Origin of the sequence: Paenibacillus sp. 598K, assembly GCF_003851045.1 — a bacterium.
Taxonomy (GTDB): Bacteria; Bacillota; Bacilli; order Paenibacillales; family Paenibacillaceae; genus Paenibacillus_D.
The window spans coordinates 5,070-31,386 of sequence record NZ_BFBX01000014.1; the positions used below are offsets into that span (position 1 = coordinate 5,070).

Annotated in this window: 28 protein-coding genes, 1 tRNA gene and 1 pseudogene; 8 read left to right on the top strand and 22 right to left on the bottom strand. The window is 53.0% G+C overall.

Translation table 11 applies throughout. The features are described 5' to 3' along the window. Positions 1 to 308: 308 nt before the first annotated feature. The 7 genes from PA598K_RS06070 to PA598K_RS06100 all read right to left on the bottom strand — a co-directional run bounded on the left by PA598K_RS06070 (position 309) and on the right by PA598K_RS06100 (position 7,768). Complete coding sequence (locus PA598K_RS06070) at positions 309 to 1,448, bottom strand: response regulator transcription factor (protein ID WP_128656077.1); 1,140 nt, start codon at positions 1,446 to 1,448, stop codon at positions 309 to 311. A gap of 18 nt (positions 1,449 to 1,466) precedes the next feature. Beyond that, complete coding sequence (locus PA598K_RS06075; protein WP_128656078.1) at positions 1,467 to 3,272, bottom strand: cache domain-containing sensor histidine kinase; 1,806 nt, start codon at positions 3,270 to 3,272, stop codon at positions 1,467 to 1,469. 286 nt (positions 3,273 to 3,558) lie between these two features. Then, positions 3,559 to 4,386 carry a carbohydrate ABC transporter permease gene (locus PA598K_RS06080; protein WP_128656079.1) on the bottom strand — a complete coding sequence of 276 codons (828 nt, stop codon included), beginning with the start codon at positions 4,384 to 4,386 and terminating at the stop codon, positions 3,559 to 3,561. Beyond that, a complete protein-coding gene (locus PA598K_RS06085; protein WP_128656080.1) occupies positions 4,386 to 5,267 on the bottom strand; it encodes a carbohydrate ABC transporter permease in 882 nt (293 codons plus the stop codon). Before PA598K_RS06085 ends, PA598K_RS06080 begins: the two co-directional genes overlap by 1 nt. Before the next feature lie 76 nt (positions 5,268 to 5,343). Continuing rightward, on the bottom strand, positions 5,344 to 6,651 hold the full coding sequence (locus PA598K_RS06090) for an ABC transporter substrate-binding protein (protein WP_128656081.1): 1,308 nt from the start codon (positions 6,649 to 6,651) through the stop codon (positions 5,344 to 5,346). 249 nt (positions 6,652 to 6,900) lie between these two features. After that, a complete protein-coding gene (locus tag PA598K_RS06095) occupies positions 6,901 to 7,311 on the bottom strand; it encodes a hypothetical protein (RefSeq protein WP_185601618.1) in 411 nt (136 codons plus the stop codon). Next, positions 7,301 to 7,768: a MerR family transcriptional regulator gene (locus PA598K_RS06100; protein ID WP_128656082.1), complete on the bottom strand. Its 468-nt coding sequence runs from the start codon at positions 7,766 to 7,768 to the stop codon at positions 7,301 to 7,303. Before PA598K_RS06100 ends, PA598K_RS06095 begins: the two co-directional genes overlap by 11 nt. A 118-nt stretch (positions 7,769 to 7,886) precedes the next feature. Here PA598K_RS06100 and PA598K_RS06105 point away from each other — a divergent pair. After that, a pseudogene (locus tag PA598K_RS06105) lies at positions 7,887 to 8,066 on the top strand (Rpn family recombination-promoting nuclease/putative transposase); the annotation flags it as partial. A gap of 123 nt (positions 8,067 to 8,189) precedes the next feature. On the opposite strand, the gene PA598K_RS37795 reads toward PA598K_RS06105, so the two are convergent. Next, the gene (locus PA598K_RS37795) at positions 8,190 to 8,525 is read right to left on the bottom strand and encodes a hypothetical protein (RefSeq protein ID WP_185601620.1); all 336 of its coding nucleotides are present in this window, start codon (positions 8,523 to 8,525) and stop codon (positions 8,190 to 8,192) included. Between the two features lie 486 nt (positions 8,526 to 9,011). Here PA598K_RS37795 and PA598K_RS06115 point away from each other — a divergent pair, with 486 nt between their 5' ends. Continuing rightward, on the top strand, positions 9,012 to 9,536 hold the full coding sequence (locus tag PA598K_RS06115) for an RNA polymerase sigma factor (protein ID WP_128656083.1): 525 nt from the start codon (positions 9,012 to 9,014) through the stop codon (positions 9,534 to 9,536). Then, positions 9,502 to 10,506, top strand: a complete 1,005-nt coding sequence (locus PA598K_RS06120; protein WP_128656084.1) for a DUF4179 domain-containing protein — start codon at positions 9,502 to 9,504, stop codon at positions 10,504 to 10,506. Before PA598K_RS06115 ends, PA598K_RS06120 begins: the two co-directional genes overlap by 35 nt. Positions 10,507 to 11,100: 594 nt before the next feature. Here the strand turns inward: PA598K_RS06120 and PA598K_RS06125 are convergent. Then, a tRNA-Ala gene (locus PA598K_RS06125) sits at positions 11,101 to 11,173 on the bottom strand. A 225-nt stretch (positions 11,174 to 11,398) separates the two neighbouring features. Beyond that, a complete protein-coding gene (locus PA598K_RS06130) occupies positions 11,399 to 11,839 on the bottom strand; it encodes a hypothetical protein (RefSeq protein ID WP_128656085.1) in 441 nt (146 codons plus the stop codon). A gap of 187 nt (positions 11,840 to 12,026) precedes the next feature. On the opposite strand from PA598K_RS06130, the gene PA598K_RS06135 reads away from it, so the two are divergent. The 4 genes from PA598K_RS06135 (at position 12,027) to PA598K_RS06150 (ending at position 15,150) form a co-directional block, all read left to right on the top strand. Beyond that, positions 12,027 to 12,401, top strand: a complete 375-nt coding sequence (locus PA598K_RS06135; RefSeq protein ID WP_128656086.1) for a BlaI/MecI/CopY family transcriptional regulator — start codon at positions 12,027 to 12,029, stop codon at positions 12,399 to 12,401. A gap of 4 nt (positions 12,402 to 12,405) precedes the next feature. Then, complete coding sequence (locus tag PA598K_RS06140) at positions 12,406 to 13,902, top strand: M56 family metallopeptidase (RefSeq protein ID WP_128656087.1); 1,497 nt, start codon at positions 12,406 to 12,408, stop codon at positions 13,900 to 13,902. Positions 13,903 to 14,065: 163 nt separating this feature from the next. Beyond that, on the top strand, positions 14,066 to 14,692 hold the full coding sequence (locus PA598K_RS06145) for a TetR/AcrR family transcriptional regulator (RefSeq protein WP_128656088.1): 627 nt from the start codon (positions 14,066 to 14,068) through the stop codon (positions 14,690 to 14,692). Then, on the top strand, positions 14,689 to 15,150 hold the full coding sequence (locus PA598K_RS06150; protein WP_128656089.1) for a DUF2269 family protein: 462 nt from the start codon (positions 14,689 to 14,691) through the stop codon (positions 15,148 to 15,150). The genes PA598K_RS06145 and PA598K_RS06150 overlap by 4 nt, the downstream gene beginning before the upstream one ends. Positions 15,151 to 15,247: 97 nt before the next feature. Here the strand turns inward: PA598K_RS06150 and nrdR are convergent, their stop codons facing one another. Next, the gene (nrdR, locus tag PA598K_RS06155) at positions 15,248 to 15,727 is read right to left on the bottom strand and encodes a transcriptional regulator NrdR (protein ID WP_128656090.1); all 480 of its coding nucleotides are present in this window, start codon (positions 15,725 to 15,727) and stop codon (positions 15,248 to 15,250) included. 123 nt (positions 15,728 to 15,850) lie between these two features. On the opposite strand from nrdR, the gene PA598K_RS06160 reads away from it, so the two are divergent. Further along, positions 15,851 to 16,069: an alpha/beta-type small acid-soluble spore protein gene (locus PA598K_RS06160; protein ID WP_128656091.1), complete on the top strand. Its 219-nt coding sequence runs from the start codon at positions 15,851 to 15,853 to the stop codon at positions 16,067 to 16,069. Positions 16,070 to 16,156: 87 nt separating this feature from the next. On the opposite strand, the gene PA598K_RS06165 is transcribed toward PA598K_RS06160, so the two are convergent. The 11 genes from PA598K_RS06165 to pstC form a co-directional block, all read right to left on the bottom strand. Beyond that, a complete protein-coding gene (locus PA598K_RS06165) occupies positions 16,157 to 16,726 on the bottom strand; it encodes a lytic transglycosylase domain-containing protein (RefSeq protein WP_128656092.1) in 570 nt (189 codons plus the stop codon). Beyond that, positions 16,723 to 17,322, bottom strand: a complete 600-nt coding sequence (coaE, locus tag PA598K_RS06170; protein WP_128656093.1) for a dephospho-CoA kinase — start codon at positions 17,320 to 17,322, stop codon at positions 16,723 to 16,725. The genes PA598K_RS06165 and coaE overlap by 4 nt, the downstream gene beginning before the upstream one ends. A 30-nt stretch (positions 17,323 to 17,352) precedes the next feature. Then, a complete protein-coding gene (gene ytaF / locus PA598K_RS06175) occupies positions 17,353 to 18,042 on the bottom strand; it encodes a sporulation membrane protein YtaF (protein WP_128656094.1) in 690 nt (229 codons plus the stop codon). A gap of 228 nt (positions 18,043 to 18,270) precedes the next feature. Next, complete coding sequence (mutM, locus tag PA598K_RS06180) at positions 18,271 to 19,161, bottom strand: DNA-formamidopyrimidine glycosylase (protein WP_128656095.1); 891 nt, start codon at positions 19,159 to 19,161, stop codon at positions 18,271 to 18,273. A 41-nt stretch (positions 19,162 to 19,202) separates the two neighbouring features. Then, on the bottom strand, positions 19,203 to 21,860 hold the full coding sequence (polA, locus tag PA598K_RS06185) for a DNA polymerase I (protein WP_128656096.1): 2,658 nt from the start codon (positions 21,858 to 21,860) through the stop codon (positions 19,203 to 19,205). A 258-nt stretch (positions 21,861 to 22,118) separates the two neighbouring features. Next, the gene (locus PA598K_RS38965; protein WP_128656114.1) at positions 22,119 to 22,232 is read right to left on the bottom strand and encodes an EAL domain-containing protein; all 114 of its coding nucleotides are present in this window, start codon (positions 22,230 to 22,232) and stop codon (positions 22,119 to 22,121) included. A gap of 16 nt (positions 22,233 to 22,248) precedes the next feature. Continuing rightward, entirely contained in the window at positions 22,249 to 22,908 is a 660-nt protein-coding gene (gene phoU, locus PA598K_RS06195; RefSeq protein ID WP_128656113.1) for a phosphate signaling complex protein PhoU, read from the bottom strand. 45 nt (positions 22,909 to 22,953) lie between these two features. Next, the gene (pstB, locus tag PA598K_RS06200) at positions 22,954 to 23,709 is read right to left on the bottom strand and encodes a phosphate ABC transporter ATP-binding protein PstB (protein ID WP_128656097.1); all 756 of its coding nucleotides are present in this window, start codon (positions 23,707 to 23,709) and stop codon (positions 22,954 to 22,956) included. Positions 23,710 to 23,722: 13 nt separating this feature from the next. Continuing rightward, positions 23,723 to 24,481 carry a phosphate ABC transporter ATP-binding protein PstB gene (pstB, locus tag PA598K_RS06205; RefSeq protein WP_128656098.1) on the bottom strand — a complete coding sequence of 253 codons (759 nt, stop codon included), beginning with the start codon at positions 24,479 to 24,481 and terminating at the stop codon, positions 23,723 to 23,725. 30 nt (positions 24,482 to 24,511) lie between these two features. Further along, complete coding sequence (gene pstA, locus PA598K_RS06210; RefSeq protein ID WP_128656099.1) at positions 24,512 to 25,399, bottom strand: phosphate ABC transporter permease PstA; 888 nt, start codon at positions 25,397 to 25,399, stop codon at positions 24,512 to 24,514. Then, the gene (gene pstC, locus PA598K_RS06215; RefSeq protein ID WP_185601622.1) at positions 25,396 to 26,295 is read right to left on the bottom strand and encodes a phosphate ABC transporter permease subunit PstC; all 900 of its coding nucleotides are present in this window, start codon (positions 26,293 to 26,295) and stop codon (positions 25,396 to 25,398) included. Before pstC ends, pstA begins: the two co-directional genes overlap by 4 nt. Positions 26,296 to 26,317: the final 22 nt, after the last annotated feature.

Below are 26,317 nucleotides of genomic sequence, written 5' to 3' on the forward strand. Positions count from 1 at the left end.
AACGCGCCGTGCTCGGAAACCACGAGATAGCTTTTGCCAATCTCGACATTCGCAGGGTCGACCTGCCTCCACGTGTCATTTGGTTCTTGCGCTGCCTCCGCATGGTTGGAAACGACTAAACCTGCTAGCATTGCAAAGCAAACCAAGAGAGCCGCCATTCTGCGCATTGAGCCACAACTCCTTTTCCTTTTTTCTGATAAGCTCTTTTGTAAGTGCTTACAAGGAAAGTATAGTCTGTGCTCACTCAAATTTAAATTCATATCATTGCATCAGTTGTTGCCAAATCTTGCACAAGTCTCTAGATTCGATTAATTCGGGCGAGCATACGCTTCACGGTACTCCTTAGGCGTAGCTCCGTAGTATTTTTTGAACACGCGACTAAAGTGACTTTCGCCCAAAAAGCCGGTATGCTCTGCGATCTGTATGTTCCTCAAACTCGTGCCAATGAGCAGCTCCGCGGCTTTATTCATCCTCACTTGCGTGACATAGGCCCAATAATTAATACCGAATTCCTGTTTGAATGCACGGCTTAATTGATACTTATCGATATCGAATCGATCTGCAACCGTTTGCAAAGTTAAATCCTCTTGATAATCGTTTTCTACATACGTTTTAATCCGACGGACAGCATCCCTCAGCTTGAACCTGGTTCCCGAAGCGGGCGAGCGAAGGGCTTGCGTACTCTCCGTAATTAATTGCGGCAGGTATGCGGTATCTTGGGCAATCGAGCTAATTCCGACGGACAAAGTGTCCGTTGATACCGCCATACTGTCCACCACCGTTTCACTGATTTGACGCAAACGATCGTCGGTTAAGCCTTCTCCCCCGCCAACGAATACGATTTGCCCGTTGCGGTGTCTCGTACATAGGATACAGTGGTTGTTGATCTCTGTTTGTCCTTGCAATAAGCATGAATAATCAATTTCCGAGTTCAGACTGTCCTCGAATGTCAAAATCGCAAAACGGTCGATGGCGAGAATTTCAAATGCTTTCTGCACGTTCATGATTGACTCGGAATCAATCTGGCCGGAGTACACCGTTCGATTAATTTCGCTGAGAATCGATTGTCGGGCAGCCAATATGGACGTTTCAACTAAATCGCTTAAAGATTTCTTAAGCAATTGCGCATCAACCGGTTTCAACAAATACTGGGAAGCCCGGAGTCGAAGCGCATCCCTAGCGTATTCGAATTCATCATACGCGCTTAGGATAATCGTCTGCGGTATTTTTTTAAAGCTTTGCATGCGCTCCAACGATTGAATCCCATTTAATATCGGCATATGAATATCCATGATCATGAGATCCGGGAGCAATTGCTCGACCATGGTTGCCGCTTCCTCACCATCATAAGCATGCTCTACACTCGTTAGTCCAAGCTCCTTCCAATCCATCACTTTGTCTAAATATCTATGCAATGAGATTTGATCGTCTACTATAAGCAGCTTCAACTAGATCCCCCCTTGATATCAATTTCTAGGCAACACAATATAGACCGTTGTGAATACACCTTGCTTGCTTCGGAGCTTCAATCCGTACTGAGGTCCAAATTTTAAACGAATCCGTTGATTGACGTTGAATAGACCTATACTATCCGGCTTCATGTCCTGTTTGTTCAATTGACTCGCAAGCTGACGGTATCGATACTTCTCTATTCCTCTTCCATTATCATGAATAGCGATTAGAATTCCCGTTTTGACGGTCACCACATGAATCGTCATTTTTGCAGATTGCGGATTTTCCCCAAATCCGTGAAGAACTACGTTTTCTACAAGGGGTTGGAGGAGCAGCTTAAGCACTCTATTTTTCAAAACGTCCTCATCCGGGATGTGAAATTGAATATCAATTCGATTATCATATTTCTTGTTCACGATATACAAATAATCTTTGACATTTTGAATCTCCTGTTTCAGCTCGACCATTTCTTCCGATTGCTTCATGGAGTACCGCAGCAGCCCGCTCAAGGAAAGCACCAAATGATTGGAGTCCTCCGTATTCCCGCAAACAATTTCGGTTTGCAGCAGTTGCAGCGTATTAAAAAGAAAATGCGGATTAATTTGAGACTGCAGCGTTTTAAGCTCCACTTCTTTTAAGGCAATCTCGGACTGATAGTTTTGCTTGACCAGAGATTCGATTCGCACGACTAACTCTCTAAATTTATCGCCTATTACGTCCAGTTCGCGATATTTGTAATTATTCTTAATCACATAGATGTCGTCTTTTCCAATCTTATCTAAATTGGAAAGCAAGCTTCCGAAGGGAAGAGAGATTTTTGCGGTGATCAAGATTGAGATCAGAATGTTAAGCAACAAACACAACCAGATAAAGTCGATCAAAGTAGATTTTAACGAGTCTGCTTGTTCGTTAATAACCGACTTTGGAATCGTTGAGATGATACTCCAGCCTTCTACAGCCGTAGGGTGAAAAATGACAAGTGTTTGTTCTCCAGCAAGCTCTGTCATGAAGCTTCCAGAAAATCCGGGGTAAATACGTTCGATGCCAGTAAAGTTAAGCTTTGTGCCGATTGCAGCAATCTCTCGGTGTGCGATGATGTTATGCTCATTATCGATCATAAAGATGCTTTCATTGTTATAGGAACTTAATTCAAACATCGCATTGATTTTGGCAATATCCAAGTTAGCGACAACCGCACCGATTGTCTTGAGCGTGTAATCCTTTACTGGAAGAGCGATCGATAACGTAGGCAGGTTATATTTTGAAATATTAGTTTTGAAATAGTAGTCCTGCATATGAAGTCCAAGCGCGATGAAGCCCTTGCTTCCCGTTTCCGAAATGGCCTGCTTAAACCAAGTCTGCCCGGTAAATGAATAGTCCCATTGCAGAGACTTTCTTCCATCTAGATTATTGACATAATCATTTTTGCCTAAGATTAAAATATCGCTAATCATGGACTGCAAAGAAGACACACCGAAAGCTACGTCAGCAATATTCCTTTCATGCTGGATCCGCCCTCCGACATCTATCCCTCTGCCTGGTATCATCATCCTGCGAACGGAGTGATCGCCAGCCATAAGGACAAGCGAGCGAGTGGCTTCTTCCAGATTAAAGCTCAGACCACGTGCCGCTTGCTCCATCACTTTATAGCTGGACTGCGTGACTTCCCTGGTAAGACTTGCTGTTGAATCGCGAACCGATAACAATCCGAGCAGCAACAAGAGCAGGATATTAACGACCAAATAGGAGAACAAGATCGTTCGAATAATGGTATTTCCGATTAGAGAACGAACTAAAAATTTGATTCCCGTGTTCTTCATTCGGCACTTCCTTTAAGCCATCTATGATCTGCTGTGAAGCGCTTTCAAATACAATAGATCTATCCCCTCCCAACAAATGTTTTATAATATAGAACGCAGTTTCTTATTATCTTATTATACATGGCCACATAATAGCAAATGAGAATGAAGATGTCTATGTAAATTTTTGTTGGCAGTTGATCCCGGCCCAGCTTTGACCGTTCATAGTCACAGAAACCGCCTCAACCTCAAGCGTGACAAGGGATTGGGCGGTTAACATGTTTTTTTCTTTTTTGTTTGGTTTGGCTCAGCCTTTCACAGCACCCGAAGCGATTCCCTTGACGATATGCTTTTGCATGAAAATAAAGAAAAGGAAGATCGGGAGCAAGGTGACGACCGTAAGTGTCATAAACATCGGCCATTGAACGGTAAATTCACCTTTCGCTCGATAAATTTGCAGAACAAGCGTTGAGTTGGAGGACGAGTTTAGAAACAGCATGGGCGCCAAAAAGTCGTTCCATATCCACATCGTCTGAAAAATAATAGCCGTCGTCGAGATCGGTTTCAGGAGTGGGAATATAATCCGCCAAAAGATGCCCCAAACGCTGCAACCGTCTATGACAGCCGCTTCGGAGAGCTCCCGCGGTATCGTTCGCATATAACCCATCATAAGGAAGAACACAAAAACGGAGCCATTCAAGTATAACGCAATGAGACCGTAAAGCCTATCAATGAGGTTCAAACCAGTCATCAGTTGGAACAATGGGATAAGAGTCGCCTGAAATGGAATCATAAATCCAGCTAACAAATAGAGCATAGCAAACTTTGTGACACGATTCGCATTGAACACAACGGGATAGGCTCCCATCGCGCCGATTAACACAACCAGAGCTACTGAAAAGAAGGTGATGGTCAAGCTATTTCCAAAGCTGCGCAAGAGTGCTGTTTCTTCGAAAACTTGTACGTAATTCGTTAAGATCCACTCTTTAGGGAGACCTATCGGGTTCCTTGTGGCATCTTGCATCGTTTTGAACGTGTTAATAATGATTAAATAAAACGGAAAAAAAACAACTAATCCTATCGGGAGCATGACTAGATCAAGAATCCATTTGCGCTTTTGAGAAGTCGTCGTCATTACAAGTCCTGCTCCCTTCGTTGCATCATTGTCACCTGGAAGATCGCGATCACGAGTACAATGAGGAAAAATACGACGGACATTGCCGATGCAAGACCGTATTGTGCTTCCGTTATTCCCTTTTGCACGATAACCTGAGTGACGGTTAACGTCTCGAAGCCAGGTCCGCCCTTCGTCAATGCGAATGGAATTTCAAACACTTTGAGTCCGCCTGTAAGGAGCAACATGACGCTAACGGTCATCGCCGGAGCGAGCATGGGCAACGTAATATATCGGGCTTGCTGAAAGCGATTCGCCCCGTCAATGGAGGCTGCCTCGTAATAATCTTTTGGGATCGATTGTAGAAAGGCTAAGTACAACACGGCATGCCAGCCTGTGATCGCCCAAGTCGCAACGAAAATGGTAGACAGCTTCGCAAGCAACGGGTCTGAAAGCCAAGGCTGTGCCCCGATGTTAAACAATTGATTGAGGATCTTATTTAATACCCCAGATCCAATCGGGGCCAGAATAAATCCCCATATATAGGCGATGAGCAACCCACTTGGAATGGAAGGGAAGAAAAAAATGGCCCGATGCAAATTCCTTGTTACAAAATTTTGATCCAATATCATCGCGAGCGGTATGGCCAAAACGGTCACAAGCAAAGCTTTGCCAAACGTGAATAACAGCGTATAGGAGATGGAAGCACGAATAGCATCATCTACAAATAGCCGTTCATAGTTTTTAAAACCTACAAAATCATAAATATTCGAATAGCCACCGAAGTTGGTAAAGCTTAAAAACAGAGATTGCAATAATGGATAGATGGTAAACAAGGTATACACAACGAGAATGGGAAGCAAAAAGGACTGGAACTGTAGCTGTCGTTTAAGTTTGTTCATGGCTTTGCCTCCAAATTCGAATAGTCAAAAGAGAGGGAGCAGGCTGCCCCCTCCCCCCTCAATACTCTAATGCTGATTATTCATCCATTTCCTTCAATTTATTGTCAAGGGATGCGGTAGCTTCTTCCGGCGTTATTTTGTTAGTCGCGATGTCTTGGAACGATACTAAAAATTGGAGTCGCAGTGCTTCTTGGTGTCGATTCCACGAGACCATCGGCAAGTAAATTCGCCCTTCCATGAGTCCATCTCGATAAGCCGGTTCGTACGCTGGGTGCACTTCAGTTTCATAGCCATGAACGGTTATGATGCCGCCCGTACCCTCCTCGAACTCCTTTAATCCTTCATTTGTTGTCAAGTATTCAAGGAACAGCAAAGCCTCTTCTTTGTTTTGCGTCTTTTTATTGACAGCAAAGCCTACACCAGGCGCTCCGTTGTAATACGTGTTGCCAGGCTCCTTACCCGGGATGCCCATAATTTCGAACTCGATATCCGGATTAATCTCCTCAATCGTCGGGATGTTCCAAGGGCCGCCAGGCACCATAGCTACGTTCTCAAGAGCAAACTCGTTCATGACCTGCTCACTCGTCAGACCGATCATGTCAGGGGACAGAATGCCATTGTCGATCAACCCTTCTTTCCACATCGTCAACACTTCGGTCCAGCCCTCCGCGAATGTCGCCTCGCCATTAAAGAGCTTTTCGTCAAACGACGGGTCCTTCGACAGTACATTCGCACCAAACATCGCGGAATGAATAATGGTGATATCGTGCATTCTGTCATAAAGCGGGAGAATGCCATTATCCTTTAATTTCAGGGACATTTGGACGAATTCATCCCAGGTTTGTGGCAGTTCAGTTATGCCAGCCTGTGCAAATAACTTCTTGTTATAAAACAAGCCGCCAGCCCAGCCTGCTTGTGAAAACGCATAGATTCTTCCATCCTTGCTAACCATCGGCTTGTTGCTGTCCAACATAACGGACATAAACGGCTCATCGGTCAAGTCTAGCGCGAAGTCGCCATCGATAATCTCATTGCGGTTTTCCGCCGCGATGATGAAAAGATCCGGGGCCGTATCGGACAACAGCATCGTCTGCAGCTTCGCTATGTAATCTGTTACCGGCGGGGCAAATTGAAAATCGAACGAGATATGTGGATATTTCGCTTGGAAGCCGTCCAGGACGGGTTTCATTTCTTTTTCATTGTTCCAAGAAAGGATGCTAAGCTTGACTGGCGTCGCTGCTTCTTCACTCGGCGTATTCGTGCTGCTCGTATTTTGGTTGTCCGTATTCCCCTTATTGCTCGGAGTGTTATTACTACTGCAAGCACCGAGCACGACGGACATACAAAGAATCGTGGTTAAGAGCATCGAAGACGTTTTCTTCATTTTCGTAAACCCCCTGTGGAATCATTGTGTTGGCGATAAGCACTGGCTGAAAGCACTTACAGGTTGAGTATAATGCTTGCTCGCTCAAATTTGAATTCATATCATTGCATCATTTGTTGTCAAATCTTGCACAGGTGTATGGCGAATAAATTCCTCATGCGCCAAACAGCATGCCGAGGCTCTTGCCGCCGACAAGCGACGAAAAGGCTGTCCCGATAGTCATCTGGCGATGACTTTTCGGGACAGCCTCTACTGTTTCTTCTTCATTCTTGTGCCCAGAATGATTAAGGCGATGTAGATTAGAATAGCAACCGAATCTATAAATGTATCCGTAAGCGCCGAAACATCAAGCAATGCCGTTATACCAAGTATGACCATTAGTCGGACGATCAGGATCGCGACGATCATCCATGCGACAAGCTGTATTTTTGATCGCTCGATTTGAAATGACATGATCATGAATGCGATGCCGATGACCAGATTTTCCGCCGTGATGATGTGCCAAACGTAGGTGAATACCGTCTGGGTACCCAAAGAAATCGCCTTCATATCAAGTGTCGGTAGCACGGCAGATTGCCCGTTCCATGCGTGAGTGACCGCAAACAATATCGCAAGAACGCCTGCAAATAGATAATAAAAATTCCTAATCCTAATGTTCATCACAGCCCTCCTTGAAAAATGGCTTTTCATTCTTTTGGATATCCTTGTAAAGCTCACGGACGAACTGTGCCAACCGTTGGTCGCTTTCATTATTAAAGTCTCTTAACGTTTCGGCTGCTAAGTTGAGCAGCTGTCTGACCCTTTCCAGATGATCAATCTTTTTAAGTATTTCTGCATTTTTGTTATCGAGGAACGCTAAAACCTCTTCGCAGTAAGCGGAATCGATAGCTTCCAGCTTACGGAACCCAAATTTCCCCTTGATTTCGTCAAGAGAAAAGTCCGCGTACTGCATGATCTGAATATTCATGACATGGATAAGGTCTTCCTTTGAATACCTCCGGTATCGATTATCTTCCCGGGACGGCGAGACGATCCCAATCCGATCATAATAACGAAGCGTATCCTTGGAAATCCCAAGCATCTGCGAAACCTCTTGTATAGAATAATGTTTTTCCATGCATTCAGAATATCATTGGAGTTGACTCCAATGTCAAGCCGCACCATCAAAATCAATCTGAAAGCATGTTTAAATAGAATCAATGCGGTTGAAGAAAAACTGATCAATATCAAGATTTAGTTGGGAGGTGCTGAAGATGAACGAGCCCACATTGAAGAAGGCAATGGATACGCTAGAGTTTCTAAGCCAGGATCGGGAGGCTCGCCGCTTATATGAGGAGAGGCAGAAATATTTGCATGTCGTAAAAGCCAGCGGACTCTCTGGAGCAGAAATCGAATCGCTGAGACCGATTCAATAATCATCGCCCATTATTGTCCGCCTTTCATCCAAGTGTTGAACAAGACAAATAATCGCCTTGCCCTTATTCAAAAGGTCAAGGCGATTTCTTTTTTACCGAGAAACATCATGCTTTAACTCGATCTCATTGCTGCCAATGATACGCTATCCCGGCTGAGACGAGATCACTACCCATAAGGCAGCCGACTGGTGGAAAATTTCGAGAATCTTCATGTTTGGGGGCTTTCCTGATCATGGGCTTGTCTCTTACTTCTACGATGATTTCTTTCTTCGACGTATGATAAACAAAGCGATCGTTTTTGGCGGAAAACAACTCTTTCCAAGCGGACTGGGGGCCATCGACTGCTTTAATCACGGCCACTTCCTCCACATGAAGCTGATTGTCTTCATAATGGGATTTCAATTCTTCAACCAATACGAATTGATTTGGAAACAACTCCCTGACTTCGGACCAAAGCATGATTTACCCTCCCCACGTAACGATTATTTTTATTTTATCATGATCATTAGATCGCGTATACCTTACCCGGATTTAATAGCATCTCAAGTTTAAAATCCTTTTTCAGATCTGCCTCCCAGATGCCATCATCCGATTAAGTTCAGATTCAGGATTTCTTATGATGGAGGAAATTTTGTTTTTGAACTGCATAGTCAAATACCTCGCGTTGCAATCAAGCATCTCCGCTAACATATCGAGATTGGAAGCGCTACTCAACTGTTAAGGCGTGCGTCCTTTCCTCCATGCAGCATGTAAATACCGTTCATATTATGCGTAGCATCAACCGGATAATTGCAAGACCCCAGACGGCACATAGAAAGACACTGGCTGGAAGTTAATATATAATGACAATGTTTTAATATCAATATGATCTTCTCTAAATAAAACATTTTCAATATCTCAATCGTGTTAATAGTTATAAGCAACCTTGGAGGTGAAAGAATTCGCATGTCTATAGTGAGCAAGGATGATGAGATAGCTGCAGTTTTTGACAAATATGCAGCAATGGTGTATCGAATCGCATTTATGTTTTTTAAAAATGTCGTTGAAGCCGAGGATGCTACTCAAACTGTCTTTTTTAAGTTGCTGAAATATGATGGTAAGTTTGAGAATGATGAGCACATTAAAGCGTGGCTTATTGTTACGACAAAAAACACTTGCAAAGATGCGTTAAAGAGTTGGTGGCGTTGGTTGCAAAGAGATAACCTGAAACAGGTTGAGCAACAGGCCTACATTCAAAAATTCTCCAATAGCGATGTGTGGGAGAAGGTGATGAGCTTGAGCAACAAATATAAGCTGCCCATCTATTTATACTATTATGAAGGTTATTCTACTCAGGAAATTTCCGAAATCCTTTGTCTTAATCATGCAACAGTTCGTACGCATATGCGTGCAGCCCGCAACAAATTAAAAATCATGTTGGAGGAGGAAAAATCAAATGAATCGGAAAGAACTAACTTCTTTTTTCAATGAAATTACTCCAACCGACGAACAGATGCGGAATATGTATGCCAAAATAAATACCTATAAAGAAGGAGAAGTACCCATGAACAAAACAAAAAAAATTTCCGTATTTGCGGTAGTCACAGCGGCTTTACTCCTATTCACTACGGCCGCGTTTGCGTCAACCTTGAATTGGAACGAACTATTAATTCAACATTTCAAGCCATCGGAAGATCAAATCAATAAAATGAATGACACGGTAAGCAAACCAGAAGCAACTGTGACGAACAATGGTGTTACAATAACTGTGAAACAAACGATTGCTGACTCTCAAAATTTTTACGTGCTGTATGAAATGACTGTGCCCGAATCGATTGAACTGAATGACGATATCGTGTGGGGTTGGAGCTCTCTTCATTTGAACCCAGCTCCCACGAATAGAGACGTGTCACGCTCCGGAACCATTTTGAAGCAGGATAAACATTCACGTACCGTATTACTTCATTGGACACTAGAAGTCCAGGACGGTGCAGGTACAGCTACTTTGCAATTTAATGATTTGACTTTGCATCAGAAAATTTTTGATAAAAAGGGGGAATATCTTGATTTAAAAAAAATCCCACTTATAGAGGGTGAATGGCAGTTAACGTGGGATTATAAACTTGATGATACGCAAAGCATTAAACTTGAACCTAATAAATCTGTTAGCCTAAAAGGAAGTAAAAACAAAATTAAAAAAATTGTAGTATCACCACTATCCGTTTTTGTTCTCATAGAGGGTACCGATATATTGACCCGAGTAGAACCTATCGTAAAATTCAAAGACGGCAGCCAACTGAGTTTTAACTATAAGAGCCCAGGCAAATCATTTAGCTACACTAATGTTACACATAACGACGATCAAGGCAATCACCTCTATTACGAATTGGGTAAGATCATTAACCCTGAAGATGTGGAAAGCATTTCGATTGGGAATGTAACGATTCCGGTAACGAAGTAATTGCCACGTAGATCTTATAAAAAAGTTTAACTTTACAAGTGAAGCTTGTTTATTATGGAGCCCTAGGGTTGTATCAATCTTGAATACATGCTGACTAGAATTGCTTATAGCAGTAGATTCGGATTTCTCGCGGTTTAAAAAGCTACAAACGGATTAATTCATTGACTAAAGTACAATAAAGGGATGTCCGAATCTTGATTATAGGCAGACGAGGCGAACTCGACGAGGACTTTTAGCGGTAGATTCAGACGCCGTACTCCTCCGCTTCGCTCCGTCCGTGCGGGCGAACCCCCGTTTCGGGGTTCTCACCCCCTAGGCAATCCATACGAAAAACGCCACACGATATGAGTGGCGTTCTTGTTCGTATGGAGCCTAGGGGGATGTATGAATCCTGATCTAATTGGCTGTCGAAGCCTAATCGATGAAGTAGATCCTGGCGGTAGATTCAGACGCCGTGCTCGTACGTTTGAAGTTATTTCTCTGTAGCCATTTCTTTCACTTCCTGCGCGCGGGCGAACCCCCGTTTCGGGGTTCATCACCCCCTAGGCAATCCATAAAAAAACGCCATCACATAAGTGATGACGTTGCTTTTTATGGAGCCTAGGGGGATCGAACCCCTGACCTCATCGCTGCCAGCGATGCGCTCTCCCAGCTGAGCTAAGGCCCCGTATTTCCTACATCTTATGTAACTGGAGCTGACGTTCCGTGGTTACTAAGTTTGTCGGGCACAAAATAGATATTATCATGATTCGGACAGTTCTGTCAACCTGTCTGTTTAATATTTTTTCGAAGATATCAACTCCCAGCGCTTCTTCATGACTTACCAGGCTGGGACCCACCCCAGCCTGCAACACAATCCAACTTCCACAGCGATTCGAAGCCCTCGCCTCATCTACCGGGCTCGTCCAAGTCTGGACTTCCGATAGATCAACACAGTAAGTGCCAGCAGACCTGCGATCTCCACGAACAACATATAGAATGGTACGCGGACGCCATGGAAATGGAGCTTGGAATGGATCTCATTAAATGCCGGACTGGCATCAAGCACCCACATGACGTCCGGCAGCGCGCCGAGGAATCCGGCCGCCAGCACCAAAATGTCCCGGTCTCGCCAGGCGATGTAGAACAGGTAAGCGATGACCAGCAGGCCAAGCGCTGTATTGCCCGTCATGTGCAGCTCGCGATGCGGAATCGCATCAAGCGCAAAGTGAGAAGCAAAAGATAGTACAAGCACGGCAGGCACCGCTGCCCACTTGACAGGAGTCGGCAAGGATCGGACCGAGCTCAGTCGATACAAAGCCGCTGCGGCGGCCATATGAGTAGCTACTAACAAAAGGCAACGCTCCTTTTCACTTGGTACTACCAAAATAAACGTTACAGCGTTGGGAATAGTTGCATTTCCCCTTGCAGCGATGCAACGCTTGACTAATTACTACGCCTTGTAGTAGATTATAACTACTACGTAGTGTAGTAATAACCTCGTTATGGACGCATAACGAACCCTTGAGGTGATACAGCTTATGAATTCTGTACAGAAATTATCCGATACCGAGCTGGAATTGATGGAAGCGATCTGGGCCAGCGAGCCGCCCGTGACCTCCACAGATCTGTTGCGGCTCTTCGCAGACAGAGGCCGGGCATGGAAGGCGCAGACGATGTCGACGTTCCTCTCCCGGCTGGTCGAGAAGGGCGCGCTGGAGACGACCCGAGACGGACGCGCCAATCGATATGCTCCGCGCGTGACTCGAGAGGCCTATAAGCTGGCCGAGACGCAGCATGTGTTGGATGATCTGTATCAAGGCTCGGTGAAAAATCTGATCTCCGCGCTCTACGACGGCGACAAGCTCTCGGAGCAGGATATCGACGAGCTGAAGCAATGGTTCTCGGAGAAGTAACGCCATGACGACAATCATCGCTTGGCTGATCTCGCTCACCGTCGCCGGAAGCATCGGAGTCGCTTGCGCGCTGCTGCTGACTGCGCTGCCGTTACGAGAAGTTCCCGCACGTTGGCGCTACCGGATGCAGCGTCTTGCCCTGCTCCTGTACCTCCTGCCCTTAGCCGCCCTTGCACCGTGGCTGATCGGCATCGTCCGCCCCTGGCTGATCGTCCCGGAGCCACTCCCTGCCGCGCCTTATGCCCCCTTGTATGGGGGCGCTGAGCCACAGGAGGCTGCTTGGCTGTTGCCGGCACCTGTCGCCATCGCTCTGCTCATCGTCTGGCTAGCCGGAGCGCTCGTCTACGCCGGCCGCCAGTTCTATCGTTACCGTCGCTTCGTACGGATACTGGCGAGCAGCAGCGCCCCGCTGCCGCCGGATAGCGAGGCCTCGATCGCCTTGCATCGCGCTCAGGCTGCGATGTCGATGCGCCGACGCGTGCGACTCGTCAGCAGCGACCTGCTGCATACGCCATTGCTCATCGGACTATGGCGTCCGACGCTCTATCTGCCACGGGAGCTACCTGCCGACATGGACTTGGAGATGACGATGCGCCATGAGCTGACCCATCTGCAGCAGCACGATCTGTGGACCAAGGCGCTCATGCTCTGCGCAAGCGCGCTGCATTGGTTCAATCCGCTTGTCCATATGCTGCAACGCCATATCCAGACCTGGAGCGAGCTCTCTTGCGACGAAGCGGCCGTCCAGCCGATGTCGCCCAGCGAGCGCAAGCGATACGGCCAGACCATCCTGAGCGTGTCAGCCGGCAATGCCAAGCTGCCCACGCCGCTATATGCGTCATTATCGCCTCATGGACAACAACTCAAAAGGAGATTAACCCTTATGATGAATAGCAAGCCTACGCGCAAAAAAACATTCTTCCTCCTATCCGGTACGCTCTTGATCGCCGGTATCGTCGGCACATCGGCTGCCGTGTGGGCAGCAGACTACGCGCCAGCTGTAGACTATAAGTCTGAACCTTACACGTCTCAGTCTAAAGAGATCGGTCCGGATAAGCAAACGCGCCCTGACGCTGCCTCAAAGCTGCAACCGGACCAAGCGGCTACCGATGCTCCTGCAGCCGCTGCCGCTCCGGCAGGCGAGGGGCCTCGCACAGAACCAAGGGACGAAAGTCAGCCGCGCGAGGTCGCCCCTGCTGCGGAGGACCCGTACCTCGTACCGACCGACGAGAGCCAAGCGACCAAAGCCGCCCCGACGCCTGGAGGCCCGTATCTTGTACCAAGTGACGAGGGCGCAGCGAGCGTACCTGCCCCGTCAGTTGACAGCCCCTCCCTCGTACCATCCGAAGTGAGCCCAGCGAGCGAAACCGCTCCGGTTGCTGAAGCCACTCAAGGGCCCTATGTGGGAACCCTCGTTGCGGACACGCGCAGTGAAGCCGCTCCAGCTGCAAGTCCCTCGGATGGAAGCTCGCCAAGCGAAATCGTCCCAGCCGAAAAATAAGCTGCGACTTTTGTCCGCAACGATAAAAAACGCCATTATCCCCCACCCGTCATGCCTAGAGCCATGACGGGTGTTTTTGTATCCGCCAAAACTCGAATTCCCCATTCACAAACCGCCGGTCGGTTTATATAATGAGATTAACCATCACAAGGAGGACCGCTAAATGAAAAATGAAGAACGCCGCAAGCAGACCACCCGTCAGCTGATCGAAGCGACCCAGGCCTTGCTCGAGGAACGAAGCTGTCACCTCATTACGATCCAGGATGTAATGGCGCGCTCTCGCCTCTCCAAGGGTGCGATCTTCCACTATGTAAAAAGCCGCGACGAGTTGTTCGCCTTGGTGCTGCAAGAGCGACTCGAAGCGCTGAATGAAAGGTTCTTCAACGCAGTGAACGCAAGTCAGGTCTCCAGCTTCGATGGACCGATGCGAGCGATCGCTGACAATCTGATCCGGCTAGAGGACCCGAGCGACATCACGAACAAGGTGCTCTTTTACCTGGCAGGCAAGGAAGACGACCCCGCCGTCGCCGAGGCGCTGCGACAATTCCATGATCAGTCCGTACGCTATACGAGGGAGTGGATCTCTACCGGACAAAGACACGGCGTCATTAAAAGCGCGGTCGATGCGTCCGTTACAGCGGAGCTGTTCGTCATGCTCTCGCTCGGCCTGCGCATGCGCGCTTCGCTGCAGCCTGCCTCGACCAGCCTTTCCGCCGCAGAGCTAGCAGACTATATGGGCCGAATGCTGCGGCATACAGAGCGGCCCATCGACAAGGAGGAGCATCTATGACGGTCTGGTTAATCCTGCATATGCTTGGCGTCGTCCTGTTCCTCGGCAACATCATCACCGCCGCCTTCTGGAAGCTCCGGGCCGAAGCGACCCGCAAGCCTGAGATCGTCCACCATGCAGTGAAAAATGTAATGCTTGCCGATTTCGTCTTCACCATTCCCGGCCTCGTCCTGGTCACCGTCTCGGGCATCATTATGGCGCATGAGGGCAACCTATTTTCGAGCGGATTCAACTGGCTCATCATGTCCGTCATTCTATTCGGCATCACCGGCATCATCTGGTCTGCCGTGCTGCTGCCGTTGCAACGAGCGATGATTCGTTTAAGCGAGGATGGCATCCATACAGGCGAGCTGTCTCCAGCCTTCCGCCTAGCCTCTCGCAGATGGGACTATTTCGGCATCGTCTCCACCCTTGTCCCCGTCGCCGTCCTTATCCTGATGATCGCCAAAGGGTTCTAACCGCATCTCTAGCGTCACTGTCGCAGTTCCAGCCGTCAAAAAAGCGCCACGTTCGAATCCGAACGTGGCGCTTTCGCTGATCTGGCGAGCCTTAGCCTTATCTGCCATCCTTATCGGCCATCGGGTGCTTGGACAGCAGCCCGGTCAGCTCCTTCATGAACATATTGATATCCTTGAACTGGCGGTAGACCGAAGCGAAGCGCACGTAAGCAACCTCATCGATTGGATACAGCTCCTCCATGACGAATTCGCCGATTTGGAAGCTGTCCACCTCGGCTTGCGCCGTCGTCCGCAGCTCCTTCTCGACCTCGGAGACGATGACCTCGAGCTGATCGATCGATACGGGCCGCTTTTCGCATGCACGGATTAGTCCGCGCAAGATTTTGTCGCGGCTGAACTCCTCACGGCTGCCGTCTTTTTTGATGACGATCAACGGCGTTTCCTCAATCATCTCAAAGGTGGTGAAGCGCCGACTGCACTGCTCGCACTCGCGGCGTCTGCGGATCGACTTGTTTTCGTTGGCCGGCCTGGAGTCGAGCACCTTCGTGCCGGCATAGTCGCAATAGGGACATTTCATGTTCGTGATTCCCTCCATTCTATCGGGTTTGCTCGCCGTCGGTACAAATTACCAGGCTTACGCGGTTATGATCTCTTGAAAAAAGCACATAATACTTTTACCAACCGCGAGGAGGTGAAACAAATGAGCCAAAACCGCAGCAGCAATCAACTGGTAGTTCCTCAAGCAACAGCCGCTCTTGACCAAATGAAATACGAGGTAGCACAAGAGCTGGGTATCGCGATTCCGCAAGACGGTTACTATGGCAACATGGCTACTCGCGACGCGGGTTCCATCGGGGGTTACATTACCCGCCGCCTGGTACAGATCGCTGAGCAATCGCTTGCCGGTCAATACAAATAATAAGGCTTAATCCGAAAGCTTTGACCGCGGGCGCCAGTCGCCCCGGCCAGAGCTTTCTTTTGTTAGAAACTGAACGACCTACATCCATTACCGTTTCATATCAGGATACAGGGACTTGTACTTATCATAGTAATAAAAAACCCGCTTCACATAATGCCGGGTCTCGCCGAACGGGACGTCCGCAAGCTGATCACGCGAGCCGTTCCATACTTTCTCGCTCAGCCATCGCTTCACATTGCCCGGTCCCGCGTTGTAGGCAGCGACGGCAGCGGTCGTATTATTGTCGAACTGCCGGATCAGCGACTGGATGTACCACGAGCCCATCTCGATGCTGACATCGGCGCGATGATGCACATCCTCCATCGTCACGGAGGTGAACTTGGCTTGATCGATGATCCAATCGGCTGTATCTGGCATGATCTGCATAATGCCAAGAGCACCCTTGGGCGATTCGCGTCCAGTCTGGAAGTTCGTCTCCGACCGGATGATAGCCGCCAGCAAGTAGGGGTCAAGCTCATAATTAAGCGCGCTGGCACGGATGTCATCCTGATAGTGAATCGGGTACATCATCCGCTCGATCCAGTCGGAACGTAAGAACAGCACGATCGCAGTCACGGCAACCGCCAGCAACAGCAGTAATCTGGCCAGCCTCCTCATCGCGCCACCGCCTCGCGCAGGAACGCTTCGACCTGCAGCTCGGTCTCGTATAACGTACCGCTGTTATCGATCACCCAGTCAGCGCGGCGGCGTTTCTCCTCAATGTCCATCTGCAGCGCGATCCGCGAGCGCGCCTGCTCCTCTGTCATCTCCGGCGAGCGCGCCAGCAGACGCTCAAGCTGCAGCGACTGCGGCACATAGACGACGAGTACGCCCTGGTACAAGTCGGCTTGTCCAGTCTCGTACAGCAAGGGGATGTCCGCGACCGCCAGTCTTGCGGGATCCTCCGCCTCGTAGCGCCGCAGTCTATCCTGCATCCGCTCGCGGATCGCCGGGTGCAGGATCGCCTCGAGCGTCTTCAGCTTCTCCCGGTCGCCAAACACGAGCTGGCCCAGCGCCGGCCGGTCGAGCGTCCCGTCATCTGCGAGTACGGCTTGTCCGAACTGCCGGACGACAGCGGATAACGCCGCCTCGCCTGGCATGACGACCTCCCTGGCCACCTGGTCGGCATCGACGAGCGCGGCGCCGCGGGCGACCAGCATCGCCGCGACTGTGCTCTTGCCGCAGGCGATGCCCCCGGTCAGTCCGATTATCATAAGGGTTCACCTCATCTTCCTTACCCACAGCTACATCAACTTTAAGATACCCATTAAGATCAAGATCACACCGGGCAGCAGCGACAATGCGCGCATCCGGCCGGAGGTCGCGAAGCGGAAACCAACGCGCAGCCCGACCAGCAGGAAGCAGCCGCTCGCAACCGCGATCAACAACGACGTCCATAATGGCGAAAATCCGAGCAGCGCTGCCCCAAGGCCCGCGCCAAATGCATCGAGCGAAAGCGCGCTGCCGAGCAGCAATGCCTCCGAAGCCGAGATCGTCCCCGAACGGTCCATATCTGCCGCCTGTGGCTTGCGCAGGATATGGATGACGATGCCAAGGCGTTTCAACTCGACGATCATCACCATCGTCGGCGAGAGCGACGCCCCGCCGCCTTGCCCGAGCGGTACGATAGCCGAGCCGTTCCCCTCCGTCGTCTCCTCCGACTCGCCGCGGACGAACTGGACGAGTGCGAACAAGCCGATGCCGATCAGGATGACAGCCCCGATGATCTGTCCGACCATTGGCGACAGATAACCCGACAGCCATTGTCCGAATACCATCGAGAGGCCGATCACAAGCCCCGAGCATCCGGCAATAATCAGAATCGATAGCAACGGAATGCGAATCTTGCGCAATCCGTATGTAACCCCTACCCCGAATCCATCCAAACTGACGGCGCAAGCAAGCACCACGAGCGAAATCAGATGCGCCAGCATCGATGTGTCCCTCCTCACACTGGCGCGTCATAGGCGCGCCCAGGTCTGTTACACATCATATGCAAGGATGGGGGGCGGGTGCATTCGTTTTTGGGCGGATATCCCGCATACAGCTCTGACTGCCCCGCAAACCGTGCAGCTAGGGATCATTGCCGCTAAGGCCCTGGTCTGTCAGCCTGCGATCTGCCGGGCAGTGTTCGACCGCCGGTCTGTATAATAGACCGCCGGTCAGCGGACAGCGTCCTCGGTCCGCTTGGCACGCTTCCGCGCGACCGGTGCCGCGCTGCCCCGCGGGGCCCGCTGGCAATGCGTGCAGATATGTGTGCCGCGTCCGGTGACGACGAACTTGACGATGGCACGGCCGCAGCTCGGACAAGGCTGATCCTGCCTGCCGTAGACCGACAGCTGCTGCTGGAACATCCCCATCTCGCCCTGCCCGTTGACATAGGACTTGATCGAGGAGCCGCCTGCCTCCACCGCCTCGCCGAGCGTCTGCAGGATCGCCGTATGGAGCCGCTGCCATTCCGGCCGCGTCAGGCTGTCCGCTGTTCGCTCGGGATGGATGCGCGAGAGGAACAACGCTTCATCGACATAGATATTCCCCAGACCGACAACGTATTCCTGATTGAGCAGCAACGGCTTGATCCGCGTCGTCTTGCCCGAGAGCAAGCTGCGCAGCTCGCCCGCCGTGAACGTCTCGGACAACGGCTCTACGCCTAGCCGGTTGAGCGGCGGCAGCTCGAACTCCTGGCCCGGCTCGAACAGATGCATCGTGCCGAACTGACGTACATCCTTGTATCTGAGCGCCGTGCCATCCGTAAAGTGGAAGATGACATGCGTATGCTTCTCTATCGGCTCCTCCTCGGCGTAGACGCCATAACGTCCCTCCATCCGCAGATGCGAGACGAGCACCAGCCCGTCCAGCAACAGCCGCAGGAACTTGCCGCGTCGCTCGACGCCTTGGATCGTCCGTCCTTCGAGCGCGGCGGCAAAAACCTCCGGCTCCTCCGGGCGCTGGATGATGCGCGGCAGCAGCACCGAGACGCGCCGGATCGTCTTACCCGCGACCAATGCCCCCAGCGTGCGACGCACCGTTTCAACCTCCGGCAATTCCGGCATGATGATTCACTCCCTTAATATCCATTATAACCGAGACGACCTTACTTCGTCTCATACCAGTTGGCGCCGTCGCTCACATCCGCCCGCAGCGGCACGTCCAGCTGGATCGCCGACTCCATCACCTGCGGCACCAGCTCCCGCATCGTCGCCAGCTCCTCCTCCGGCACCTCGAAGACGAGCTCGTCATGCACCTGCAGCAGCATCCGGCTGCGCAGTCCGCGCGCGCGCAGCTCCTCGTCCATGCGGACCATCGCCAGCTTGATGATATCGGCCGCTGTGCCCTGGATCGGCGTATTCATCGCCGTACGCTCGGCGAACGAGCGGACATTGAAGTTCGACGCCTTGATCTCTGGCAGATAGCGCCGCCGCTCGAGCAGCGTCGTCACATAACCGTCCTCGCGCGCTTGCTTGACGATGTTGTCCATATACGCGCGCACGCCCTCGAAGGCATCGAAGTATTGATCGATGAAACGCGCTGCGTCCTTACGTGTAATATTCAGGTTCTGCGACAGGCCGAAGTCGCTGATGCCATAGACGATACCGAAGTTGACCGCCTTCGCCTGACGCCGCATATTACTATCGACCTGGTCCTCCGACACGCGGAACACGTCCATCGCCGTTTTCGTATGGATGTCCATATTATTAATGAACGCTTCCTTGAGCCCCGGATCGCCCGAGATATGCGCCAGCACTCGCAGCTCGATCTGCGAGTAGTCGGCGGCCAGGATCGACCAACCAGGCTCCGAGGGAACAAACGCCTTGCGAATCTTGCGGCCTTCCTCGAGGCGGATCGGGATGTTCTGCAGATTGGGGAACTGGCTGGAGAGACGCCCCGTCGCGGCGATCGTCTGGCGGAAATACGTATGGATCTTGCCCGTCTCCTCGCGGATCTCCTTGAGCAGTCCCTCGATGTACGTCGACTGCAGCTTGGTCAGCTGCCGGTAATGGAGAATCGAAGGGATGATGCCGTGATACGGCTCCAGCTTCTCCAGGACGTCGGCATCAGTCGAGTAGCCAGTCTTCGTCTTCTTGATGACAGGCAGTCCCAGCTTCTCGAACAGGATCTCGCCGAGCTGCTTGGTCGAGCCGATGTTGAACTCGGTGCCCGCATGCGCGTACACCTCCTGCATCGCCGTAGCGATCCGGCTCTCGATCTCCGCGCCCAGCCGGTGAAGCTCCTCCGCCTGTACCGTGATGCCCTGCCGCTCCATGCCGGCGAGCACCGACGACAACGGCAGCTCCAGCTCGTAATACAGCTTGTGCATGCCGCTCTTCTCCAGCTCCTGCCGCTGGATGTCGGCGATCGCGCCGACAGCGTGCGCCTTGGCCGCGAGGTGCGGATAGAGCGCCTCCGGCTCGGGGATCTTGAACTTCGCCCCCTTGCCGTACACATCCTCGTCTGCGGCGACGAGCGGCAGCGCGTAGCGATGCGTCAGTCCGTTCAGCGTATGGTCGGGATTGGTCGGATCAAGCAGGTAGGCGGCCAGATAGACGTCGAAACGGATGCCCTGCAGCGGGATACCCCGCCAAGCGAGGGCGAGCTGAGCCTTGTGCATGTCGTAGCCATGCTTGTCCTGCTGCTCGTCGGCCAGCCAGTCGCGTATCGCTGTCGCAGCCTCGCTCGTCAGCACGTCCACAGGTACGACATGCACCCGCTCACCGATCGTGAGGGCGACCGCCAGCAGCTCCGCCTGATGCGGATTCTCGCCGACCGCCTCGACGAGCAGGCTCTCCACCTGCGGCAGCTCTGCAGCCAGCGCATCCAGCTCGTCCTTGCCCGATACGACGATAACTTCCAGCTCGGCAGCCGCCTCGGCGTTATCGCCGGACGCCGCGCCCGATGGCAGCTCCAACCGCTCGATGAGCGAGCGGAACTCCAGCTTGCGGAGCGCCCCCGCCAGCACGGCCGGGTCGTAGCCGTCGTACTTCATCCCCTCCGGCCCGCGCTCGAGCGGCACCTCGCGGTAGATCGTCGCCAGCTCCTTGCTCTTGCGCGCGTCCTCCTGATGCGTCTCGACCCGCTCCTTCAGCTTGCCCTTGAGCGTCTCGCTCGCCGCCAGCACCGCCTCCACCGAGCCATGCTCGTGCAGCAGCTTGAGCGCCGTCTTCTCGCCGACGCCCGGGATGCCGGGGATATTGTCCGAGGCGTCGCCCATCAGCCCCTTCAGATCGATGATCTGCAGCGGCGCCAGGCCGTACCGTTCCTGAATCGCCGGCGGGTCATAGCGCTCGACCTCGCTGACGCCCTTGCGCGTCAGCGCCACCGTCACGCGCTCCGAGGCCAGCTGCAGCATATCCTTGTCGCCGCTGACGACGAGCGTCGGGATGTCCTGCTCGTCCGCCAGACGCGTCAGCGTGCCGATGATATCGTCCGCTTCGTAGCCCTCCAGCTCATAGCGGGCGACGCCAAAGGCGGTGAGCAGCTCCTTAAGCAGCGGGAACTGCCCGGACAGCTCGGGCGGCGTCTTCTCCCGTCCGGCCTTGTACTCCGCGTAGCCTTCATGCCGAAACGTCGTCTTGCCGGCGTCGAAAGCGACCATAATATGCGTCGGCTTCTCCTCCTCGATCAGCTTCAACAGGATCGTCGTGAACCCGAATACCGCATTGGTGTGCTGCCCTGCGCTATTCGTTAGCGGCGGCAAAGCAAAGAACGCCCGGTAGGCGATGCTGTTGCCGTCTATCAACATCCATTTATCCATCAAGGCACCTCACTCATCACTTGTCTGTCCCTCTATCATAGCACAAAACGCCCCCGCACAGGGTAGACATGGCTGTCAGCCAATATCCGCCGCTATGCGGGGGCTTGCGAGGACGGGGACATATCTTCTGCTCCCCGTCGATTGCATCATTTCCAGCGCCAGATACCGCCAGGTCAGATACGGTCCGACCAACGCCGCAGCCCGCCGCTTCAGGTATCGTCTGATCTATCCCGACTATGAAGCGGCCATAGCTTGTGATCAGCCTCCGCCGATCCAGCGTGCCGGCCAGCCCAGCAGATCGCCCTGGGCATAATCGACACCCATCGTCTCCAGCTTGTCTAGCTCCTCTGGCAGCTCGATGCTCTCGGCGATGACGCGGCGTCCGAAGCTAGACGTTGAGGTCCGGGCGCTTGCCCGTCACCAGATAGACGACGCTCTCGCCGATGTTGGTCGCATGGTCGGCGATCCGCTCGATGTAGCGGCCGACGAAGCTGAGCAGCACCGCCTGCGAGATCGTCGCCGGATTTTCCATCATCAGCGAGAACAGCTCGCGGATGATCTGGCTGTACAGCGCATCGACGCTGTCGTCGTCCTTGCCAACCTTGTAGGCCAGATCGACATTCTCGTGGATGAATGCCTGGATCGACTCGTAGGTCATCGTCTGGGTAATCTCCGCCATCCGCGGCAGATCGATCAACGGCTTGATCAGCCCTTGTCCCTCCAGTCGGAGCACGACCTTGGCGATGTCGACCGACAGATCGCCCATCCGCTCCAGATCGCTGGCGATCCGGAAGGCCGACAGGATGATCCGCAGATCCTTGGCTACCGGCTGCTGGGTAGCGATCAGCTTGGAGCCGATCTCCGTGATCCGCTCCTCCAACTGGTTCAGCTCAGGGTCCTGGCGGATGATCGCCTTTGCCTTGACGACATCGACCTCCTGCAGCGCAGCCATCGCCTCGCTCAGCGCCTTCTCGACGCGGCCGCCCAGCTCTACGATCAGATTGTGCAGCTCCTGGAGCCCCAGATCGAATTCCTTGCGAATAGTCATCATTGGATAGGCCACCCCTTCATATTGTCCTTGTCACCTATTTAATCAGCCGAAGCGGCCGGTGATGTATTCTTCCGTACGCTTGTCGGACGGGTTGGAGAACAGCTGCCCCGTCTGCTCCGCCTCGATGACCTCGCCGTTCAGGAAGAACACGGTCTGATCCGAGACGCGCGCCGCCTGATGCATGTTGTGCGTCACCATGACGATCGTGTACTTTTCCTTGAGCTCCTGCGCCAGCTCCTCGATCTTGAGCGTCGAGATCGGGTCGAGCGCCGAGGTCGATTCGTCCATCAGCAGCACATCCGGGTCGACCGCCAGCGCCCGCGCGATACAGAGGCGCTGCTGCTGGCCGCCGGAGAGGCCCATTGCATTTTTGTTCAGATCGTCCTTGACCTCTTCCCACAGCGAAGCGCCGCGCAGGCTGCGCTCCACCACCTCGTCGAGCTGCTTGCGCGGCAGCTTGAGATGGAGGCGCGGGCCGAAGGCGACGTTCTCATAGATCGACTTGGGGAACGGGTTGGGCTGCTGGAACACCATGCCGACGCGCTTGCGGAGCTGCTCGACATCGGTCCCCGGGGCATAGATATTGCTGCCGGCGAGCAGGATGTCGCCCTCGACCCGCGTGCCGGCGATCATGTCGTTCATCCGGTTCAGCGTCCGCAGGAACGTTGATTTGCCGCAGCCAGACGGGCCGATCAGCGCCGTGATCGACTTTTCGGGGATCGTGAAGTTCAGTCCCTTGAGCGCCATGAATTCCCCATAGTACAGCTTCAGATCCTTGATCTCATACTTGCTCTGCATGCTCTCACCTCTCTTATCCGAAGCGTCCGGAGATATAGTCGTCGGTCTGTTTTTTGGACGGGTTGGTGAACATCTTCTGCGTATCGTCGTACTCCACCAGCTCGCCCATGTAGAAAAACGCCGTCTTGTCCGAGATCCGCGCCGCCTGGTGCATGTTATGCGTGACGATGATGATGCAGTAGTCCCGCTTCAGCTCGGCGATTAGCTCCTCGATCTTCGCCGTCGACACCGGGTCGAGCGCCGAGGCCGGCTCATCCATCAGGATGATGCTCGGCTTGACCGCCAACGAGCGGGCGATGCACAGACGCTGCTGCTGACCGCCGGAGAGCGCGAGCGCCGACTGATGCAGGCGGTCCTTCGTCTCCTCCCAGAGCGCCGCCTTGCGCAGCGAGCTTTCGACGATCGCGTCGAGCTCTTTTTTGTTTTTGATGCCGTGATATCTTGGCCCGAAGGCGATATTTTCGTAGATTGATTTGTGGAACGGATTGGGCCGCTGCCATACCATGCCGATCTTTTGACGCAGCAGCACCACATCGACCGACGGATCGTTGATGTTTTGCCCCTCGATCCAGATCTCTCCGGTGATTCGGGCGCCGCCGATCAGGTCGTTCATCCGGTTCAGACTGCGCAGGAACGTTGACTTCCCACAGCCGGACGGGCCGATCAGCGCCGTCACTTCCCTGGCTGCGAAGTCGAGACTGATTTCCTTAACCGCTTGTTTTTGGCCATAATACACGCTCAAGTCGCGTGCCGATAGTCCGTTGTCAGGCATGCTGCCTCCCCCTCTCATACCAGCCTCATCTTACTTGCTCGCTGTGAACTTGCGATGGATATATCCGCCGATGAAGCGAGCCGTAAAGTTGAACAACAGGACGACGATGACGAGCACCGCCGATGCGCCTGCGGCGATCTCGGCCGCATCCGGCGCCAGTCCCTCGCTGTTGATCTTCCAGATATGGACCGCCAGCGTCTCCGCCGGCCGGAACGGATTAAGCGGCGAGTTCGGGCTGAACGGATTCCAGTTCGTGAAGTCCAGACGCGGCGAGCTCATCCCCGCCGTGAACAGCAGCGCCGCCGCTTCGCCGAAGACGCGTCCGGAGGCGAGGATCGTCCCGGTCAGGATGTTCGGCATCGCGATCGGCAGCATGATCGAGGTGATCGTCTTCCAGCGCGACAGGCCGAGCGCCAGACTCGCTTCCTTCTGCTCCTTGGGCACAGAGCGGATCGCCTGCTCGGTGATCCGCACCATGAGCGGCAGGTTGAACACCGTCAACGCCAGCGCGCCCGCGAACAGCGAGTAGCCGAGCCCGAAAAACTGGACGAGCACGAGCAGGCCGAAGAGGCCGACGACAATCGACGGGAACGACGACAGCACCTCGACGACCAGCCGGATGAAGTCGGTGAAGCGGTTGGCTTTAGCATATTCGCTCATATAGATGCCTGCGCCAACGCCAAGCGGGACGGTGATGAGCAGCGTCAGGACGAGCAGGAACAGCGAGTTGAACAGTTGCGGCCCGATGCCGCCGCCTGCGCGGATCGTCTGCGGCACCGAGGTCAGGAAGTCGAAGCTGACATGGCCGAGGCCGCGGATCAGGATATAGCCGAGCAAGCCGACGAGGATGGCGACGATGAAGAGCGCCATAGCGATGATGACGACCGTTGCGATGCGATTGGCTAATTTGGCGCTCATACCTTGGTCCTCCTCTCGAGCCAGCGGACGATAAAGACGAATACGAAGGTCATCAGCATCAGGATCAACGCCAACGACCAGAGCGCATTGTTATGCGCCGACCCGGCTACCGTGTTGCCCATGCTGAGCGTGATGACGCTCGTCAGCGTCGACGTCGAGTCGAACAGCGAGCGCGGCAGGAACGGCGCATTGCCGATGACCATCTGTACCGCGAGCGCCTCGCCAAAGGCGCGCGAGATGCCGAGGACGACGCCCGTCATCAGCGCCGGGAAGGTCGTCGGCAGCACGATTCGGTAGATCGTCTGCCAGCGCGTCGCCCCGAGCGCATAAGCGCCTTCCTTGAGCCCGCCGGGAAGCGCCGACAGCGCATCGGTGGCGATCGTCGTGATCGTCGGCAGGATCATGATCGAAAGCACTAACGCCCCTGCGGCCAGTCCGAGGCCTTGACCAGGGAAGGTGTCGCGCAGGAACGGTACGATGACGCTCAGACCGACGAAGCCGTAGACGACCGACGGGATGCCCGCCAGCAGCTCGATGACCGGCTGCAGGTAGCGGCGGCCGTACTTGGGCATGATCTCCGTCATGAAGATCGCCGCGCAGAAGCCGAGCGGCGCCGCGATCAGCGCCGCCATGATCGACGTGCTGAAGGAGCCGAAGATAAACGGCAGCGCGCCGAGGATCGGCGGCTTCGCATCCGGTTGCCAGGTCGTGCCGGTGATGAATTCCCATACATTGATGCCGTTCTTGATGAAGGTCCCCGAACCTCGCGAAGCGACGAAATAAACCATCGAGAAGATGGTGATGATAAGGAAGATAATACAGAACCAGGTATACAGCTTGCCGACCCATTCCTCCGTCAGATGCTGCTTGCTTGGTTTGACTTTCGGGTGTTCCAGGTTAACTTTGGGGTGTTCCAGG

Bases quoted from the DNA above. Each gene is read 5' to 3' on its own strand.
- PA598K_RS06115 (WP_128656083.1), top strand. From the start codon at position 9,012: ATGTCTATAGTGAGCAAGGATGATGAGATAGCTGCAGTTTTTGACAAA.
- PA598K_RS06160 (WP_128656091.1), top strand. From the start codon at position 15,851: ATGAGCCAAAACCGCAGCAGCAATCAACTGGTAGTTCCTCAAGCAACA.
- PA598K_RS06085 (WP_128656080.1), bottom strand. From the start codon at position 5,267: ATGAACAAACTTAAACGACAGCTACAGTTCCAGTCCTTTTTGCTTCCC.
- PA598K_RS06075 (WP_128656078.1), bottom strand. From the start codon at position 3,272: ATGAAGAACACGGGAATCAAATTTTTAGTTCGTTCTCTAATCGGAAAT.
- PA598K_RS06100 (WP_128656082.1), bottom strand. From the start codon at position 7,768: ATGGAAAAACATTATTCTATACAAGAGGTTTCGCAGATGCTTGGGATT.
- PA598K_RS06095 (WP_185601618.1), bottom strand. From the start codon at position 7,311: ATGAACATTAGGATTAGGAATTTTTATTATCTATTTGCAGGCGTTCTT.
- phoU (WP_128656113.1), bottom strand. From the start codon at position 22,908: ATGACTATTCGCAAGGAATTCGATCTGGGGCTCCAGGAGCTGCACAAT.
- nrdR (WP_128656090.1), bottom strand. From the start codon at position 15,727: ATGAAATGTCCCTATTGCGACTATGCCGGCACGAAGGTGCTCGACTCC.
- pstB (WP_128656098.1), bottom strand. From the start codon at position 24,481: ATGCCTGACAACGGACTATCGGCACGCGACTTGAGCGTGTATTATGGC.
- PA598K_RS06135 (WP_128656086.1), top strand. From the start codon at position 12,027: ATGAATTCTGTACAGAAATTATCCGATACCGAGCTGGAATTGATGGAA.
- PA598K_RS37795 (WP_185601620.1), bottom strand. From the start codon at position 8,525: ATGCTTTGGTCCGAAGTCAGGGAGTTGTTTCCAAATCAATTCGTATTG.
- coaE (WP_128656093.1), bottom strand. From the start codon at position 17,322: ATGATAATCGGACTGACCGGGGGCATCGCCTGCGGCAAGAGCACAGTC.
- mutM (WP_128656095.1), bottom strand. From the start codon at position 19,161: ATGCCGGAATTGCCGGAGGTTGAAACGGTGCGTCGCACGCTGGGGGCA.
- PA598K_RS06120 (WP_128656084.1), top strand. From the start codon at position 9,502: ATGAATCGGAAAGAACTAACTTCTTTTTTCAATGAAATTACTCCAACC.
- PA598K_RS06150 (WP_128656089.1), top strand. From the start codon at position 14,689: ATGACGGTCTGGTTAATCCTGCATATGCTTGGCGTCGTCCTGTTCCTC.
- ytaF (WP_128656094.1), bottom strand. From the start codon at position 18,042: ATGCTGGCGCATCTGATTTCGCTCGTGGTGCTTGCTTGCGCCGTCAGT.
- polA (WP_128656096.1), bottom strand. From the start codon at position 21,860: ATGGATAAATGGATGTTGATAGACGGCAACAGCATCGCCTACCGGGCG.
- PA598K_RS06140 (WP_128656087.1), top strand. From the start codon at position 12,406: ATGACGACAATCATCGCTTGGCTGATCTCGCTCACCGTCGCCGGAAGC.
- PA598K_RS06165 (WP_128656092.1), bottom strand. From the start codon at position 16,726: ATGAGGAGGCTGGCCAGATTACTGCTGTTGCTGGCGGTTGCCGTGACT.
- pstB (WP_128656097.1), bottom strand. From the start codon at position 23,709: ATGCAGAGCAAGTATGAGATCAAGGATCTGAAGCTGTACTATGGGGAA.
- PA598K_RS06145 (WP_128656088.1), top strand. From the start codon at position 14,066: ATGAAAAATGAAGAACGCCGCAAGCAGACCACCCGTCAGCTGATCGAA.
- PA598K_RS06080 (WP_128656079.1), bottom strand. From the start codon at position 4,386: ATGACGACGACTTCTCAAAAGCGCAAATGGATTCTTGATCTAGTCATG.
- PA598K_RS06090 (WP_128656081.1), bottom strand. From the start codon at position 6,651: ATGAAGAAAACGTCTTCGATGCTCTTAACCACGATTCTTTGTATGTCC.
- pstA (WP_128656099.1), bottom strand. From the start codon at position 25,399: ATGAGCGCCAAATTAGCCAATCGCATCGCAACGGTCGTCATCATCGCT.